Source organism: Pseudarthrobacter sp. MOO13 (assembly GCF_058267655.1).
Genome location: NZ_CM177848.1, coordinates 2,664,050 through 2,679,495 on the forward strand (window position 1 = coordinate 2,664,050; position 15,446 = coordinate 2,679,495).

At 67.7% G+C, this 15,446-nt stretch carries 16 protein-coding genes; 10 read left to right on the forward strand and 6 right to left on the reverse strand.

Going from position 1 to position 15,446, the window contains the following annotated elements; translation table 11 throughout:
• Window positions 1-4 precede the first annotated feature (4 nt).
• A complete protein-coding gene (locus AC4EEO_RS12275) occupies window positions 5-1,612 on the reverse strand; it encodes a carboxyl transferase domain-containing protein (RefSeq protein ID WP_491329652.1) in 1,608 nt (535 codons plus the stop codon).
• Between the two features lie 145 nt (window positions 1,613-1,757).
• Between AC4EEO_RS12275 and AC4EEO_RS12280 the strand changes: the two genes are divergently transcribed.
• Window positions 1,758-2,438, forward strand: coding sequence for an SACE_7040 family transcriptional regulator (locus AC4EEO_RS12280; protein ID WP_491338928.1), 681 nt, complete (start codon window positions 1,758-1,760; stop codon window positions 2,436-2,438).
• On the opposite strand, the gene AC4EEO_RS12285 is transcribed toward AC4EEO_RS12280, so the two are convergent.
• Genes AC4EEO_RS12285 through pdhA form a run of 3 tightly spaced genes read right to left on the reverse strand, consistent with a single transcriptional unit; the run spans window position 2,435 to window position 6,050 of the window.
• A complete protein-coding gene (locus AC4EEO_RS12285; protein WP_491338929.1) occupies window positions 2,435-3,874 on the reverse strand; it encodes a dihydrolipoamide acetyltransferase family protein in 1,440 nt (479 codons plus the stop codon). The genes AC4EEO_RS12280 and AC4EEO_RS12285 overlap by 4 nt on opposite strands.
• Window positions 3,871-4,881 (reverse strand): alpha-ketoacid dehydrogenase subunit beta, encoded by a 1,011-nt coding sequence (locus AC4EEO_RS12290; protein WP_491338930.1) that lies wholly within the window; start codon window positions 4,879-4,881, stop codon window positions 3,871-3,873. The genes AC4EEO_RS12285 and AC4EEO_RS12290 overlap by 4 nt, the downstream gene beginning before the upstream one ends.
• The gene (gene pdhA / locus AC4EEO_RS12295) at window positions 4,881-6,050 is read right to left on the reverse strand and encodes a pyruvate dehydrogenase (acetyl-transferring) E1 component subunit alpha (protein ID WP_491338931.1); all 1,170 of its coding nucleotides are present in this window, start codon (window positions 6,048-6,050) and stop codon (window positions 4,881-4,883) included. Before pdhA ends, AC4EEO_RS12290 begins: the two co-directional genes overlap by 1 nt.
• A gap of 193 nt (window positions 6,051-6,243) precedes the next feature.
• Between pdhA and AC4EEO_RS12300 the strand changes: the two genes are divergently transcribed.
• The 4 genes from AC4EEO_RS12300 to AC4EEO_RS12315 all read left to right on the forward strand — a co-directional run bounded on the left by AC4EEO_RS12300 (window position 6,244) and on the right by AC4EEO_RS12315 (window position 8,615).
• Complete coding sequence (locus tag AC4EEO_RS12300; RefSeq protein ID WP_491338932.1) at window positions 6,244-6,717, forward strand: Lrp/AsnC family transcriptional regulator; 474 nt, start codon at window positions 6,244-6,246, stop codon at window positions 6,715-6,717.
• A 123-nt stretch (window positions 6,718-6,840) separates the two neighbouring features.
• Window positions 6,841-7,386 (forward strand): hypothetical protein, encoded by a 546-nt coding sequence (locus AC4EEO_RS12305; protein ID WP_240617723.1) that lies wholly within the window; start codon window positions 6,841-6,843, stop codon window positions 7,384-7,386.
• Between the two features lie 171 nt (window positions 7,387-7,557).
• On the forward strand, window positions 7,558-7,962 hold the full coding sequence (locus AC4EEO_RS12310; protein ID WP_018763442.1) for a DUF4383 domain-containing protein: 405 nt from the start codon (window positions 7,558-7,560) through the stop codon (window positions 7,960-7,962).
• A 2-nt stretch (window positions 7,963-7,964) separates the two neighbouring features.
• Window positions 7,965-8,615, forward strand: coding sequence for a hypothetical protein (locus tag AC4EEO_RS12315; protein WP_285320509.1), 651 nt, complete (start codon window positions 7,965-7,967; stop codon window positions 8,613-8,615).
• A 109-nt stretch (window positions 8,616-8,724) separates the two neighbouring features.
• Here the strand turns inward: AC4EEO_RS12315 and AC4EEO_RS12320 are convergent, their stop codons facing one another.
• Window positions 8,725-10,341 carry a monocarboxylic acid transporter gene (locus AC4EEO_RS12320; RefSeq protein ID WP_491338933.1) on the reverse strand — a complete coding sequence of 539 codons (1,617 nt, stop codon included), beginning with the start codon at window positions 10,339-10,341 and terminating at the stop codon, window positions 8,725-8,727.
• Window positions 10,338-10,718 carry a DUF485 domain-containing protein gene (locus AC4EEO_RS12325; protein WP_018763439.1) on the reverse strand — a complete coding sequence of 127 codons (381 nt, stop codon included), beginning with the start codon at window positions 10,716-10,718 and terminating at the stop codon, window positions 10,338-10,340. The genes AC4EEO_RS12320 and AC4EEO_RS12325 overlap by 4 nt, the downstream gene beginning before the upstream one ends.
• 207 nt (window positions 10,719-10,925) lie before the next feature.
• Between AC4EEO_RS12325 and AC4EEO_RS12330 the strand changes: the two genes are divergently transcribed.
• The 5 genes from AC4EEO_RS12330 to AC4EEO_RS12350 are packed head-to-tail and all read left to right on the forward strand — an operon-like array spanning window position 10,926 to window position 15,441.
• A complete protein-coding gene (locus tag AC4EEO_RS12330; protein ID WP_109044970.1) occupies window positions 10,926-12,107 on the forward strand; it encodes a sensor histidine kinase in 1,182 nt (393 codons plus the stop codon).
• A 33-nt stretch (window positions 12,108-12,140) separates the two neighbouring features.
• Complete coding sequence (locus AC4EEO_RS12335; RefSeq protein ID WP_018763437.1) at window positions 12,141-12,857, forward strand: LytR/AlgR family response regulator transcription factor; 717 nt, start codon at window positions 12,141-12,143, stop codon at window positions 12,855-12,857.
• Window positions 12,854-13,225 (forward strand): DUF485 domain-containing protein, encoded by a 372-nt coding sequence (locus AC4EEO_RS12340; RefSeq protein ID WP_133832624.1) that lies wholly within the window; start codon window positions 12,854-12,856, stop codon window positions 13,223-13,225. The genes AC4EEO_RS12335 and AC4EEO_RS12340 overlap by 4 nt, the downstream gene beginning before the upstream one ends.
• Window positions 13,226-13,259: 34 nt before the next feature.
• Entirely contained in the window at window positions 13,260-14,732 is a 1,473-nt protein-coding gene (locus AC4EEO_RS12345) for a sodium/solute symporter (protein ID WP_109044944.1), read from the forward strand.
• A 19-nt stretch (window positions 14,733-14,751) separates the two neighbouring features.
• Window positions 14,752-15,441, forward strand: coding sequence for a hypothetical protein (locus AC4EEO_RS12350; protein ID WP_491338934.1), 690 nt, complete (start codon window positions 14,752-14,754; stop codon window positions 15,439-15,441).
• Window positions 15,442-15,446 lie beyond the last annotated feature (5 nt).

Consider the following 15,446-nt stretch of genomic DNA (forward strand, 5'->3'; position numbering starts at 1 on the left):
TGGCTCACATCCGGAAGAGGCCGAAGGAGGTCTCCGGCAAGGGGGTGCGGGAGACGACGTCGAGCGCCAGTCCCAGGACGGTGCGGGTGTCTGCGGGGTCGATCACGGCATCGTCCCAGAGCCTGGCCGTGGAGTAGTAGGGGCTGCCTTGGTCCTCGTACTGGCGGCGGATGGGTGCTTTGAACGCCTCTTCGTCGCTTGCCGGCCATTCTTCGCCGGCCGCCTCGTACTGGTCGCGTTTCACGGTGGCCAGGACGCTGGCGGCCTGGTTGCCGCCCATGACGGAGATCCGGGCGGCCGGCCACATCCAGAGGAACCGCGGCGAATAGGCCCGGCCGCACATCGAATAGTTGCCGGCGCCAAAGGAGCCGCCGATCACCACCGTCAGCTTGGGAACGCGGGCAGTGGCCACGGCGGTCACCATCTTGGCGCCGTTCTTGGCGATGCCGCCCTGCTCGGCGTCCTTGCCCACCATGAAGCCGGAGATGTTCTGCAGGAACAGCAGGGGGATGCCGCGCTGGTCGCAGAGTTCGATGAAATGAGCGCCCTTGAGCGACGATTCGCTGAAAAGCACGCCGTTGTTGGCCACGATTCCCACGGGGTGTCCGCAGATCCGGGCGAATCCCGTGACAAGGGTGGTGCCGTATTCCCGTTTGAACTCGTGGAACCTGCTGCCGTCCACCAGCCGGGCGATGACTTCGTGGACGTCGTAGGGGGCGTTGACGTCCGTGGGCACGGCGCCGTAGATTCCGTCCGGGTCCACGGCGGGTTCGACGACGGGCTCCACCTGCCAGGCGGGCGCGGCGGGCGGCGGGAGGGTGGCAACGATGTCCCGGATGATCTGCAGGGCGTGCTCGTCATTTTCGGCCAGGTGGTCGGTCACCCCGGAGATGCGTGCGTGCACGTCTCCACCGCCGAGTTCCTCCGCAGTCACGATCTCCCCGATGGCGGCCTTCACCAGGGGCGGGCCGCCCAGGAAGATCGTGCCTTGGTTCCTGACAATGACTGTCTCGTCGCTCATGGCGGGGACGTAGGCACCGCCGGCGGTGCATGACCCCATGACGGCGGCGATCTGCGGTATCTTCGCGGCGGAGAGCCTGGCCTGGTTGTAGAAGATGCGGCCAAAATGGTCCTTGTCCGGAAAGACCTCATCCTGCTTGGGAAGGAACGCCCCGCCCGAATCCACCAGGTAGATGCAGGGCAGCCCGTTTTCGAGAGCTATCTCCTGGGCACGCAGGTGCTTCTTCACCGTCATCGGGTAGTAGGTTCCGCCTTTGACGGTGGCATCGTTGGAGATCACCAGCACCTGCCGCCCGTGCACCAGTCCGATCCCGGCGATGACCCCGGCTCCCGGTGCGTCGTCGCCGTACATCCCGTTGGCAGCCAGCGGCGCGATTTCAAGGAACGGGCTGCCGTCATCCAGCAACTGGTCGATCCGGTCCCGTGGCAGCAGCTTCCCCCGGGCCACGTGTCTCTCCCGCGATTTCTGTGGTCCGCCGAGGGCCGCGTCCGCCAGCCTCTTCCGGAGGTCGCCGGCGAGAGCCAGTTGCGCTTCCCGGTTGGCGCGGAAGGACTCGCTTGCGGGGTCGAGCCTGCTGGCCAGGGTCTCCATTGACGATCCGTTCCTGTCTGGACCGGGCCGGCTCCAGGCCAACTCGGTTAGTGACTAATAACTGAAATTCAGGTTAGTCTCGATTAACTGTGATGTCCAACACATGGCGGTGTTGGTAGAATCTGCGTCGGTCCGAGGAGGAAAAGTGCCAAGCACGGGAACACAGTCCAGCAACGCCGCGCAGCCAGGCACCACGCCGCACCCGGCTCCCACCACGCAGCGCGGCAAGGCGAAGGAGAACCGGCGGCAGGCCCTGCTCACCGCGGCGGCTTCACTGTTCGCACTGAACGGGTTCAACCGGGTGTCGCTCGAAGACCTTGGTGCGGCCGCGGGCGTGAGCGGCCCCGCGGTCTACCGCCATTTCCCGGGCAAGCAGGCAGTCCTCGCCGACCTCCTGGTGACCGTGAGCCAGGAACTGCTGGACGGCGGACGCCAGGTGGTGGAAGACAGCGCCGACCCGGCAGCCGCCCTGCGCCGGCTGGTGGAGTTCCAGGTGGATTTTGCGCTCGGCAAGCCCGACGTGATCCGCGTCCAGGACCGGGACCTCAGCAACCTCTCCGAGCAGGACCAGTCCGCGGTGCGCTCCCTGCAGCGCAGCTACGTGGAGTTATGGGTGGACGTCCTCGCGGGGGTCCACCCCGGGACGGACGCTGCCGAACTCCGCATGCGGGCGCACGCCACCTTCGGCCTCATCAACTCCACTCCGCACTCCGTCCGCAGCCATGGCCGGCGGATAGCGGCAGGCGTGGCCCGCCCCCTGCTTGAGCGCATGGCACTTGCAGCGCTGCTGGCGGACAGTGCAGGGGACGCCCCGCCCTCCCGCTAGACCATGGTGAGCACCATTCCCGGCTCGGCCAGGATGGTGCCGACGTCGGCCAGGAACCGGGAGCCTTGTTCGCCGTCCACCAGCCGGTGGTCGAAGGACAGGCTCAAGGTGATCACCTGGCGCAGGGCCACCTCGCCCCGGTATTCCCACGGCAGGGTCCGGACGGCGCCCAGCCCCAGGATGGCCGCCTCGCCCGGATTGAGGATGGGAGTACCGGCATCGATGCCGAAAACGCCGATGTTGGTGATGGAAATGGTGCCCCCGGACAGCTCGGCAGGCGAGGTCTTGCCGGCGCGGGCCGTTTCCGCGAGCGCCGTCAACGCCTGGGCGAGCTGCGGAAGTTGCATGGTGTCCGCATCCTTGATGTTGGGAACGGTGAGTCCCCGGGGCGTGGCCGCCGCGATGCCAAGGTTGACGTAGTTGTAGGTGACGATTTCCTGGTGTTCCTCATCCCAGTGCGAATTCAGCGCCGGATTCCTGCGGAGGGCGACGAGGACTGCCTTGGCCGCGAGCGTCAACGGGGTGAGCTTGGAGCCGGCGAACTCCCTGCTGTTCTTGAGCCTGGCCAGCAGTTCAAGGCCTGGCGTCACGTCCACGGTGAGGAATTCGGTGGCATGCGGGGCGGTGAAGGCACTCTGCACCATGGCGGCCGCGGTGTATTTGCGGACGCCCTTGATGGGAGTCCGAGTTTCCCGCTCCCCCAACCGGCTGCCTGAGAGGGCCACCGGCTCCGCCAGGGGCGGCACAGCCTCTTCGTTGTGTCCGGCAAATCCCCGGACGTCTTCCCTGGTGATCAACCCGCCAGGCCCGGTGCCGGGAACCCGTGCCAGGTCCACCCCCAGGTCCCTGGCCAGCTTGCGCACCGGGGGTGTGGACCGTGGCCGCTCGGCGGTTGCAGTGTCAGCAGGCCTGGTTTCGGCAGGCTCGACCACCGAAGGCCCGGTTTGGACCGGCGCGGTTTTGACCGGCTCAGTTTTGAGCGGCTCGATTTTGACCGGCTCGGTTTTGACCGCGCCAACCACCGGGGCGGCGAAGTTCCGGGGCCGGCGGGCCGGCCGGCCGGAGCCTTCGACGACGGCGCCGTAGCCCACCAGGTTCGGTTCCCGTTTCTGCGTTTCCGCGCCGCGCTCCCCCGGCTCCGCCGTCAACGTGCCGGCCGGGTCCGAAGGTGCCGTTCCGGCGTCGTCCGGCACCTCGAACGAGACAATGGGCTTGCCCACCTCAACCACGGACCCGGGCTGCTCGTGGAGCTCCTTGATAACCCCGGCATACGGAGAGGGAAGCTCCACCACGGCTTTGGCTGTCTCCACCTCGGCAATGACCTGGTTCAGGCTGACGGTGTCCCCAACGTCCACTTTCCAGCTGAGGATTTCTGACTCTGTGAGCCCTTCGCCCAGGTCAGGGAGACGGAATTCCTTGATCATGGTGGCGCTCATCCTTCCAGCCCGCCCAGGGAATTCGGGCGGCCCAAGGCGCGGTCCACGCCGTCGAGGATACGGTCCAGCCCCGGCAGGTGGTGCATTTCCAGCTTGGAGTACGGGTACGGAATGTCGAACCCGGTGACCCGGACCGGAGCAGCTTCGAGGTGGTAGAAACACCGCTCGGTGATGCTGGCGGCCACTTCCGCTCCGAGGCCGCCGGACTGTCCGGCTTCGTGCGTGACCACCAGGCGCCCGGTCTTGCGCACGGAGGCGACCACGGCGTCGTAGTCCACCGGGGCCAGCGAGCGCAGGTCGATGACTTCGAGGGAGATTCCTTCGTCGGCTGCGGCCGTGGCGGCGTCCAGTGCGGTCTTGACCAGGGGTCCGTAGGCCACCAGGGTGGCGTCTGTGCCCTCGGTCAGCACGCGGGCCTTGTCCATGGGCAGGGCGGAAGAAAGGGCGGCCGACTCGTCCACCTCGCCTTTGTCGTGGTAGCGGCGCTTGGGTTCGAAATACAGGACGGGATCGTCGCAGGAAATGGCCTGCTGGATCACGGTGTACGCGTCCTGGGGGTTGGAAACGGCCACCACGCGCAGCCCGGAGGTGTGTGTGAAGTACGCTTCCGGGGACTCGGAGTGGTGCTCCGGCGAGCCGATCCCGCCGCCGAAGGGAACCCTGATGGTGATGGGCATCTTCACCGCGCCGCGGGTGCGGTAATGAAGCTTCGCCACCTGGCTGACGATCTGGTCGAACGCCGGATAGATGAATCCGTCGAACTGGATCTCCACCACAGGGCGGTAGCCGCGGTAGGCCAGGCCGACGGCAGTCCCCACGATGGCGGATTCGGCCAGCGGCGTGTCCACCACCCGGTGGGTGCCGAAGTCTTTTTGCAGGCCGTCGGTTACCCGGAACACGCCGCCGAGGGCACCGATGTCCTCGCCGAGGAGGACCACCTTGGAGTCGCTTTCCAGCGACTTCCGCAGGCCGGCGTTTATGGCGCGGGCAAAGGTCAACTGGGTCATCAGCGTGCACCTTCCTCTGAAACTGCTCCTGCGGGGTCGCCGAATGAAGCCAGGTAGCGGGCGTAATGGTCCTGCTGGCGTTCAAGCCAGGAGTTGGGGGCGCTGTAGACGTGCTTGAAGACGTCCATCGGCTGGGGATCCGGCATGGTGGTGCAACCGCGGCGCATTTCCGCTGCCACGGAATCGGCCTTGCGCCGGACCTGCTCCTGCAGCTCCGCGGTCAGGAGGCCCTTCCGGTCCAGGAGCGATACCAGCCGGGAGATGGGGTCCTTTGCCGCCCAGTCCTCCAGTTCGTTGGCGTCCCGGTAGCGGGTGGGATCATCGGCGGTGGTGTGCGGTCCCATCCGGTAGGTGACGGCTTCGATGAAGGTGGGGCCGCCGCCGCGCCGCGCCCGGTCCAGTGCAAGCCGGGTGCCTGCCATGACAGCCAGGACGTCATTGCCGTCCACCCGCAGGCTGGGGATGCCGAAGCCGGTGGCCCGCTCCGCAAGGTGGATGTGCGACTGCAGCCGTACGGGCTCGGAGATGGCCCAGTGGTTGTTGGTGCAGAAGAACACCACGGGGGCCTGGAAGCTGGCGGCGAACACCATGGCCTCGTTGACGTCGCCTTCGCTGGTGGCGCCGTCGCCGAAGTAGGCAACTGCCACGGCATCGGCGCCGTCGTTCTGGATGCCCATGGCATAGCCGGTGGCGTGGAGGGTTTGGGCGCCAATGATGATCTGCGGCGTTGCCATGTTGATGCTGTAGGGGTCCCAGCCGCCGGAGGCGTTGCCGCGCCAGACCCGGAGCAGGTCTGTCAGGTCCACTCCCCGGCAGTAGGCCACGCCGTTCTCGCGGTAGCTGGAGAAGACAAAGTCGTCCGCCCGCATGGCGCGTCCCGAACCGATCTGGGACGCCTCCTGCCCCAGCAACGGCGGCCAGAGCGCCAGCTCTCCCTGCCTTTGCAGGGCGGTGGCTTCAACATCGATCCGCCGGATGACCGTCATGTCCTCGAACAGCGAACACAACTGCTCGTCGGTGATGTCCTTGACCCAAAAATCGAACTCCGGGTGGCTGATCCGCTCGCCTTCCGGGGTGATCAACTGGAGGAGTTCCTGCCCGGACGCGGTGGATTCCCCTGCGTTGTCGGGGGTGATTGCACCGCCATGGCCCGTTTCGTCTGTAGACACGATTGCCGCAACCTTCGTACGTCGTTGACCTGTGGTTTTCGGGCTTTTGGCTCCAGCCGCCACCGGCCTTCCGGGCGCCATTGCCCCAGATACTGTGACCCTACTCACAATGCTCAGGGGGTACAACCACCACGGCTGTTTCTGAGCAGAATGCCCTGTCCGCCGTGCTGCCACCGTGCTAGCGTTGCGCATTATGCAAGCTTTGGATGGCACTGACACCCGCCTGCTGTCGGCGCTGTCGCAGGACCCGCGCCGGACCGTGGTGGCACTGGCGCAAAAGCTCGGCCTGTCCCGGAACACCGTCCAGGCGCGGATGGCACAGCTGGAAAAGAAGCACGTCTTCCTGTCCTTCGAACGGCGCATTAATCCGGTGGCGCTGGGGTACCCGCTGATGGCCTTCATCTCCGTGCACGTCCAGCAGCAGAAACTCGGGCAGCTGGCGGAGGAGATCGCGGCGATCCCCGAGATCCTGGAGGGGTACGGGCTCACGGGGTCGGCAGACCTGCTGCTGCGCGTGGTGGCCAAGGACGCCGAGGACCTGTTCCGGATCAACGGCAAGATCCTGGCCTGCGACGGCGTGGAGCGGGCGGACACGGCCCTGGCCATGGGCGAGCTGATCCCCTTCCGGGTGCAGCCCCTCCTGGAACGGGGCTCGGAGGGAGGGTAGCTGCACCACGGGAGGCACGACGCCGGAGGCCGGGGTTATAGGCTGGTTCCAGTTACGCGCCGGGCCGGGATGGGCCCGGGCAAGCCGCCGGTGCCACCGCACCCGTCCCCGAAAGGCTCCCCCTTGAGCAGTCCCCAGGATTCGTACCGGCACGGACACGCGGACCCGTCGCCGCAGCAACTGCCCCCGATGCCTGCGCAGCCGGCCCCGTTCGGCCTGCCCGGGGAACGTCCGCGGGTGCGCAGCCGGCGGAAACTGTGGATCGTGCTCGGCGGCATCGGCGGGGTGCTGCTGTTGGTGATCCTCGGCGTCGTGATCCTGGTGAACGTGGTGAACAGTGCCACCAACCAGGCCAGGGGCCTCGCCGACGACTTCACCAAGAAGGTGATCGCGGGCGAGGTGACCACCGCATATGACAACTACCTTGACCCCGCGCTCCAGCAGCAGCTTTCCAAGGAGGCGTTCATCGCCGGGGTGAAAAGCCTGGAACTGGATGACTCCTGCAAGCCCGCCTACACCGACCTCAAGGTGGCCACCGAAAACGGCCTGAAATCAGCCGACGTGGCGGGCCAGATCAGCTGTAACGGCAAGAAGGTCGACCTCGCCTACCGCTTCGAGGGCACCAACGACCTCAAGATGACCAACATCAAGCTCCGGCCCGCTGCCTGACCGCTCCGCCGCGCGATTGCGGGCGGGCCGGTGCGGCCCCGGCAGCCGCGCAGTACAAAGGGTACTGATCTTTTCACCCATCCTTCTCCTGCAGTGATGCGAACTGCTTCCGAGGGTCCGTCCGGGCCCGGCGTTCGGGGAACTGTCCCCGCCCTAGGAAGGATTCGTCCCATGCGCAACTCACCCAACCGTCTCGTCGCCACCGTTTTCGGAGCCGTCTACCTGCTGGTGGGCCTCCTAGGCTTTGCCGTCACGTCCGGCGTCGGATTCGTCGCCACCGAAGGCGCGAACCTGATCATCTTCGAGGTCAACCCGCTCCACAACGTCATCCACCTGGCCATTGGCGCGGCCCTGCTGTTCGCCGGACTCCGCGGGACGGACACCGCACGCACCCTCAACGCCACCGTGGGCGCCGTTTACCTCCTGGTGGGCATCGTGGGCTTGTTCCTGCTGGACTCGCCGCTGAACATCATCGCCCTGAACGGTGCCGACAACGTCCTGCACCTCGCCAGCGCCGTCCTGCTCCTGGGCGTGGGCCTGTCCCTGGACAAGTCCCCGGCCGCTGCCCGGGCATAGCCATGGCGGCATCCGGCATGGCCGCCTCCGGCCCGGCGGCTCCGGGGGCTGCTGCTGCCGCCCCTGCCTGGGCGGCGTCCCCTGCCGTCCCGGCCGTCCGGCTTGTTGCCGGGTTCGCCGGCTTCGGCGCGGGATCGGTCAACCTGGCCATCGCGTCCAGCTTCTTCGCCGCGGCAGCCGGGCCCGCGCAACCTCTCGGGCTTGCCGCCGGTGCGGCAGCCGCGCTGTGGGGCACCGCCCTGCTGGCGGGAGCCATCGTGTTCCTGGCCAAGGAGCCTGCGGCGGGCGGCCGCCGGGTGCGGTATGCCTTGGGAGGCGCCGCAGCAGTCCATGTGGCGGCCATCGCCTTCGCCGCTCCGCGGACGTCCGGGCTCAACCTCACGCAGCTCTCCGCCCTGCTGCTGACGCTGATGATCATTGCGTCCCTTGGCTGGCTCGGGCGGACGGAAGCACGCCGGGAAGGCGGGCCGCGGGCAGGCAGCGGTACGGCGGGATCGGTCCGGCCCGGACGGCTGCTTGCGGCAGCCTTCGCCGGCGCCGTGCTGGTGGCGGGAATAGCGACGCCGGGACTCGCTGCGTCGACGGCGGGCCAGTACGCCGTCCCGCACGGAGAACACGGAAACCTGGCCCCGGCCGGCCACCATCAACGATGAAACGCAACGGCGAAAGCCGCCCACGGCTGCACCGCTGCACAACAAAAGAGCCTCCACACCGCACCAGCGGCATGGAGGCTCTTCCGTGTTCCGGGCTGCCCGGCGTCAGTTAGTGGTCCACCGCCTTTTCAGCCCCGATGCCCGTCAGCGAGCGCACTTCCATTTCGGCCTGCTTGGCCGGGTCCTCGCGCCGCTTGTCCAGCGTGGTGCCCAGCCAGCCCAGCAGGAACGCCAGCGGGATGGACACGATGCCGGGGTTGCTGAGCGGGAAGAGGGCGAAGTTGGCGCCCGGGATCATCGAGGTCTTGGCACCGGAAACCACCGGGGAGAAAACGATGAGCAGGATCGCCGACGCCAGGCCGCCGTACATGCTCCACACCGCGCCCTGGGTGGTGAACTTCCGCCAGAACAGCGAGTAGATGATGGTGGGCAGGTTGGCGGACGCGGCGACGGCGAAGGCCAGGGCCACCAGGAAGGCCACGTTCTGGCCGTTGGCGAAGATGCCGCCCAGGATGGCCAGGATGCCGATCACCACCACGGTGCGCCGGGCCACCCGGACTTCCGTGGCGGCGTCGGCCTTGCCCTTGGCGATGACGTTGGCGTAGATGTCGTGCGCGAAGGAAGCGGCGGCGGTGATGGTCAGCCCGGCCACCACGGCCAGGATGGTGGCGAACGCTACCGCGGAGATGAAGCCGAGCAGCAGCGGGCCGCCCAGGTGGAAGGCCAGCAGCGGGGCGGCCGCGTTGACGCCGCCGGGGGCGCTCTTGATGGTGTCCGCGCCCACCAGGGCTGCGGCGCCGTAGCCGAGCACCAGGGTGAACAGGTAGAACAGGCCGATCAGCCAGATGGACCACACCACGGATTTCCGGGCCTCCTTGGCCGTGGGCACGGTGTAGAAGCGCATCAGCACGTGCGGCAGGGCTGCCGTGCCCAGGACCAGGGCCAGGCCCAGGGACATGAAGTCCAGCTTCGAGGTTTCCGTCTTGCCGTACTGCAGGCCGGGGTTCAGGACGGCCGGGTTGTTGGCGGTTTCCACGGCGCCGCCCAGGAGGGCGGAGAGGTTGAAGCCGTAGATGGCCAGGACCCACAGCGTCATGACGGCGGCGCCGGCGATCAGCAGCATGGCTTTGATGATCTGCACCCACGTGGTGCCCTTCATGCCGCCGATCAGGACGTACATGATCATGAGGGCGCCGACGACGATGATTACCAGCGCCTGTCCGCCCCAGTCACTGATGCCCAGCAGGAGGGAGATCAGGCTTCCCGCACCGGCCATCTGCGCCAGCAGGTAGAAGAAGCAGACGGCAAGGGTGGAGATGGCCGCCGCTATCCGGACCGGGCGCTGCTTCAGCCGGAAGGACAGGACGTCCGCCATGGTGAATTTGCCGGTGTTCCGCAGCAGTTCGGCCACCAAGAGCAGCGCCACGAGCCACGCCACGAGGAAGCCGATGGAGTACATGAAGCCGTCATAGCCGTTGATGGCGATGGCGCCGGTGATGCCCAGGAAGGATGCCGCCGACAGGTAGTCCCCGGCGATGGCGGTGCCGTTCTGCGAGCCGGTGAAGGACCGGCCGGCGGCGTAGTAGTCGGCGGCGGTCTTGTTGTTCCGGCTGGCACGGAACACGATCACCATGGTCACGGCCACGAACAGGCCGAAGATTCCCATGTTCAAGAGGGTGGTGTCTTTGAGCGCGGCAACATTTACGGCGGCTGGGATTGCGATCATTTGTTGGCTCCGCCCACTCGGTGTCCGTCCTTGTCGAATTCGTGCCCCTCGATCTCATTCCTGATTTCGGTGGCGATCGGGTCCAGTTTCCGGTTGGAGTAGTGCACGTACCAGCCGGTGATGGCGAAGGTCGAGACGAATTGAAGCAGCCCCAGGATCAGGCCGACGTTGATGTTGCCCCAAACCTTGGTGGACATGAAGTCCACCGCGTAATCGGCCAGGAGGACGTAGGCGAAATACCACAGCAGGAAGGCCACTGCCATGGGGAAGACAAAGCTGCGGTGACGCCTGCGCAGTTCCTGGAACTGCCCGGTCGACTGGACTTGCTCGAAGTCCACGGACGCCGCTGCGTCCGGAGTATGGGCCTCGTTACCCATCGTTCCTCCTCATTGAGTCATGCGGGTACACACCGGGCGGCAGGGCCCGCGGCAGGAAACTGCCCGGGAACTCTGCCAGGGAAACCGCAGATGTGACTGCAATCACTCTGCGGCCTGTCCGGCGCGGTATACCAGAACTACGCGGCGCGGGGTCGCTCAACGGCTGCTATGCTGCGGCAAACGGCACCCGCCGCTACGCTGGGCACCATGCCGGACTCCCCCCTCCTGACCGCCGCGGCAGTGGCGCTGATCGCCATGGCCATTGCCGTCGTCGTCGGCGTGGGCCTGAAGGTGCTCCGTTCCTTCAGGGAGCTGGGCACGGACGCCGAGCGGGCCACCTACCGCACGCTGCACGCCGCCTCCCAGGCAGGCCAGCACCTGCGCCGCGGGCTGAACCCGTCAGGAGCCGCGAAGGCCGCCCGCCAGCTTCGTTCCCTGCTGGGTTGCGACGCATTGGCCATAACCGACACGTCCGGCGTCCTGGCCTGGGATGGCGGCGCTGAGGAAATCCGGGCGCGGCTGATGCAGCTCGCCGCCGGCGCCATGGAATCAGGCCGGGCGGCCGTGCTTCCTGCAGGCGCGGAGGGAACCGGCGGGCCCCTGGCCGCAGTTATCGCCCCGGTGCGGGCCGGCACCCGCGTGGTGGGCGCGGTGGCGGCGTTCGCCCCCACGGCCGGCGCGGGCCTCGTCCGTGCAACGGGGGAAGTGGCCGACTGGGTTGCGGTGCAGGTGGAACTCGCGGAGCTGGACGCATCCCGCACGCTGTTGATGGAGGCGGAAGTGCGGGCGCTTCGAGCGCAGATCAGCCCGCACTTCATCTACAACTCGCTGAACGCCATCGCCTCGTTCATCAACACGGATCCCGAGCGGGCCAGGGAGCTCGTGGTGGAGTTTGCCGACTTCACCCGGTACTCGTTCCGGCGGCACGGCGACTTCACCACCCTTGCAGAGGAACTCCGCTGCATCGACCGCTACCTGTTGCTGGAACGGGCCCGGTTTGGCGAACGCGTCCAGGTCAGCCTGCGCGTAGCCCCCGAGGTCCTCAGCACCGTCATCCCCTTCCTGAGCCTGCAGCCGCTGGTGGAGAATGCCGTCCGGCACGGCCTTGAGGCCAAGGCGGGGCCCGGACACATCACCATCACCGCAGAGGACGCCGGCGCCTTCGCCGAAGTTACCATCGAGGACGACGGCGTGGGGATGGATCCGGAACAGCTCCGGTCCGTGCTGGCAGGCCACACCGACGGGGACCACGTGGGGCTGCGGAACGTGGATGCCCGGCTCCGGCAGGTTTACGGCAACGACCACGGGCTGGTGGTGGAAACGGCGCCGGGCGAGGGAACCCTGATCACCATGCGCGTACCCAAGTCCCAGCCCGGACATGACGCGTGAAGCGGCTCCCGCTGCTGGAAGTACCCTAGGAGCATGATTAACGTCCTCGTCGTTGATGATGAGCTGCCCGCCGTTGAGGAACTGGCTTTCCTGCTGGGCAGGGATGAGCGCATCGGCAAGGTGCTGCGGGCAACGTCCGGCGCGGAAGCCCTCGCAGCCCTGGCGGGCGGCGGCATCGACGCCGTGTTCCTGGACATTCACATGCCCGCCGTGTCCGGCCTGGACATCGCCGGCTTCATCGCCCGGAGCAGCAATCCCCCGGCGGTTGTGTTCGTTACCGCCGACGAGGACCATGCCCTGGCAGCGTTTGAACTGGCCGCCGTCGACTACCTGCTCAAGCCCGTCCGCACCGAACGCCTGGCGCGCTCCGTGGGCCGGATCAGTGAACTGCGCGACGGCGGCAGCGCGCCGGAGATGATCACGGTGGACCAGGGCGGGACCACCAGGATGATCCGGCGGGACGACGTCACGTATGTCCAGGCGCAGGGCGACTATGCCCGCCTGCACACCGCCGACGCCAGCTACCTGATCCGGGTGCCCCTGGCCGATCTGGAACAACAGTGGGCGGATGCGGGATTCATCCGGACGCACCGCTCCTACCTGGTGGCGCTGAAACACGTGTCCTCCATGAAGCTGGCGGCCGACGGGCCCCGCGTGACCGTGGCCGGGGCCGGGCTGCCCATCAGCCGGCGCCACCTGCCCACGGTGCGGGAGAAGCTGGAAGCAACCCGGATCAGGCCGCACGCATGACCAGGGTCCGGGTTACCGCCCCGCACGCCTCCCCCGGCGGCCCCGGCCGCGGCGGACCGCGCCCGCTGGAATCACGCGAAGCCGCCCAGGACACCGAGGTTGGCCAGGTATTCGTGCGTTCCCTGATCCGCTCGCAGCTGCGGCTGGCACTAGTTGTCGCCGGCGGCTTCCTGCTCATCCTGGCCGCGTTCCCCCTGGTCCTGGTTGCGGTTCCCGGCCTTGCCGACACCAGGATCGCCGGTATCCCGTTCGACTGGCTCCTGCTGGGCCTCGGCATCTACCCGGTCATCGGCTTGAGCGCGTGGCTGTATGTCAGGAGCGCGGCCCGCAATGAGGCGCGCTACCGCGACCTGGCCGGCGAACAATGAACCCGGCGGCACGGGGCGCCCCGGTGGTGCCGCAGTGAACGCCGGGGTCGCCATCACAGCGGTCGCGGTGGTGTCCCTCGCCACGGCGATCATCGGGTTCTACGGGCTGCGCATCTCGCGCACCACCGGGGATTTCTACGTCGCTTCCCGGACGGTGCGGCCATGGTGGAACGCGTCCGCGATCGGCGGCGAATACCTGTCCGCCGCCAGCTTCCTTGGCGTGGCCGGGCTGATCCTGTTGTCCGGGACCGACGCCCTGTGGTTCCCCGTCGGGTACACGGCGGGCTACCTGATGCTGCTGCTTTTCGTCGCCGCGCCACTGCGCCGGTCCGGGGCATACACCATCCCGGACTTCACGGAATCCAGGCTGGCGTCGCGGACCGTCCGCAGGGTGACCAGCCTGGTGGTGGTCATGGTCGGCTGGCTGTACATCGTGCCGCAACTCCATGGCGCGGCCCTGGCCATCCGCATCACCACGGGCCTGCCGTCCTGGGTCGGCTCGGTGGCCGTCGTGGTGGTGGTGTGCCTGACCGTGGCCGCCGGCGGCATGCGGTCCATCACGTTCGTGCAGGCATTCCAGTACTGGCTCAAGCTCACGGCGCTGGCCGTGCCCATCCTGTTCATTGTGTTCGTGCTGGCCGGCCAGGGCACGCAACCGCTGGCCCCGGCCGCCGTCAACCCCACCGGGGCGGCCCCCGCAGGCCCGTACCAGAATATTTCCCTGCTGGTGGCGTTGCTCTTCGGAACGCTGGGGCTGCCGCACGTCCTGGTGCGTTTCTACACCAACCCGGACGGACACACCGCGAGGCGCACCACGCTGATCGTCCTGGGGTTGCTGTCCGTGTTCTACCTGTTTCCCACCGCATACGGCCTGGTGGCGCGGATGTTCGCCCCGGACCTGGCACGTTCGGGCCAGCCGGACGCCATGGTCCTGCGGCTGCCCGGTGAATTCCTGGGCGGCACGGCGGGCAGCCTGCTCTCCGCCCTGGTGGTGGCCGGGGCCTTCGCCGCGTTCCTCTCCACCACCTCGGGACTGGTGGTCTCCCTGGCCGGCGTCATCAGCCAGGACGTCCTGGGCGGAAGCGTTCGCGGCTTCCGGCTCGCCGCCGTCGTATCCGCCGTCGTGCCGCTGGGCTTTGCCTTCATGACCGATTCCCTGGCCCTGGCCGGAAGCGTGGGACTGGTGTTCGCGTTTACTGCCTCGACGGTGTGCCCGGTCCTCCTTCTGGGCATCTGGTGGCGTGGCCTGACGGACACAGGGGCGATCGCCGGCATGGTGACCGGCGGCGTGCTTTGCGGCGGGGCGATGATCGCCGGCTCGCTGGCGCTGGCCGGTTCCGGGCAGACTCCGGCGTGGCTTGCCCAGCCTGCCGCCTGGAGTGTACCCACGGCCTTTGCCGTCATGGTCCTGGTCTCCCGGGCCACGGCGCACCGTATTCCCGCAACGATGCCGCGGACCATGACGCGCCTGCACACCCCGGAAAGGCCGCTGGCAACCGGACGGTGATCGGGTGGACAATAACGCCATGTCCATCGAGGACGGCGGGCCGTCCCGCCGGGAAGGCGCAGTCCCTTCCTCCGTTCGGGCGCAGCTGCTCGCCACGGAACACTGGGGCCTGCTGGCATCCCGGAGCACCGCCCAAAGCGAGGTCCTGACGCGGATCAGCATGTTCCTGACGTTCACTTCCGCGAGCGTTGTCAGTGTTGCCTTGGTGGGCCAGGCGACGGGATTCTCGGAAGCCTTCGTGCTCTTGGCCGTGGTGGTGCTGTTCATCGACACCGCGATTGGGCTGCTGACCCAGCTCCGGGTCATGAACGTGGCCCACGAGGACCTGATGTACGTCACGGCCATGAACCGCCTGCGGGCCGCGTATGTCGACCTCGACCCGGGCGTGGCCCCCTATCTGATGGCGTCATACCATGACGACGAGGCAGGCTCCGTCCAGACGTACTATTTCTTCGGCCACCGAGGCACGTTCAGCCACGTGGCCGGGAGCAGCGTGATCTTCATGACGACGGCGAACGCCGCCTTGATTGCCATCTTTGCCGGGCTGCTGGTGTCGCTGGCGGGCGCGGGCATCGCGGCCGCGACGGTGGCGGGAGCTGTGTGCGGTGCCGGGTTCCTGGCAGTGTCCGCCGTGCGCGGCTACCGCAGCTACCGCGAGGTGTGGCGGCGGTTCAGCCCGCTCTCCCCCACCCCTCCGGCCGGGGACTAAGCGGC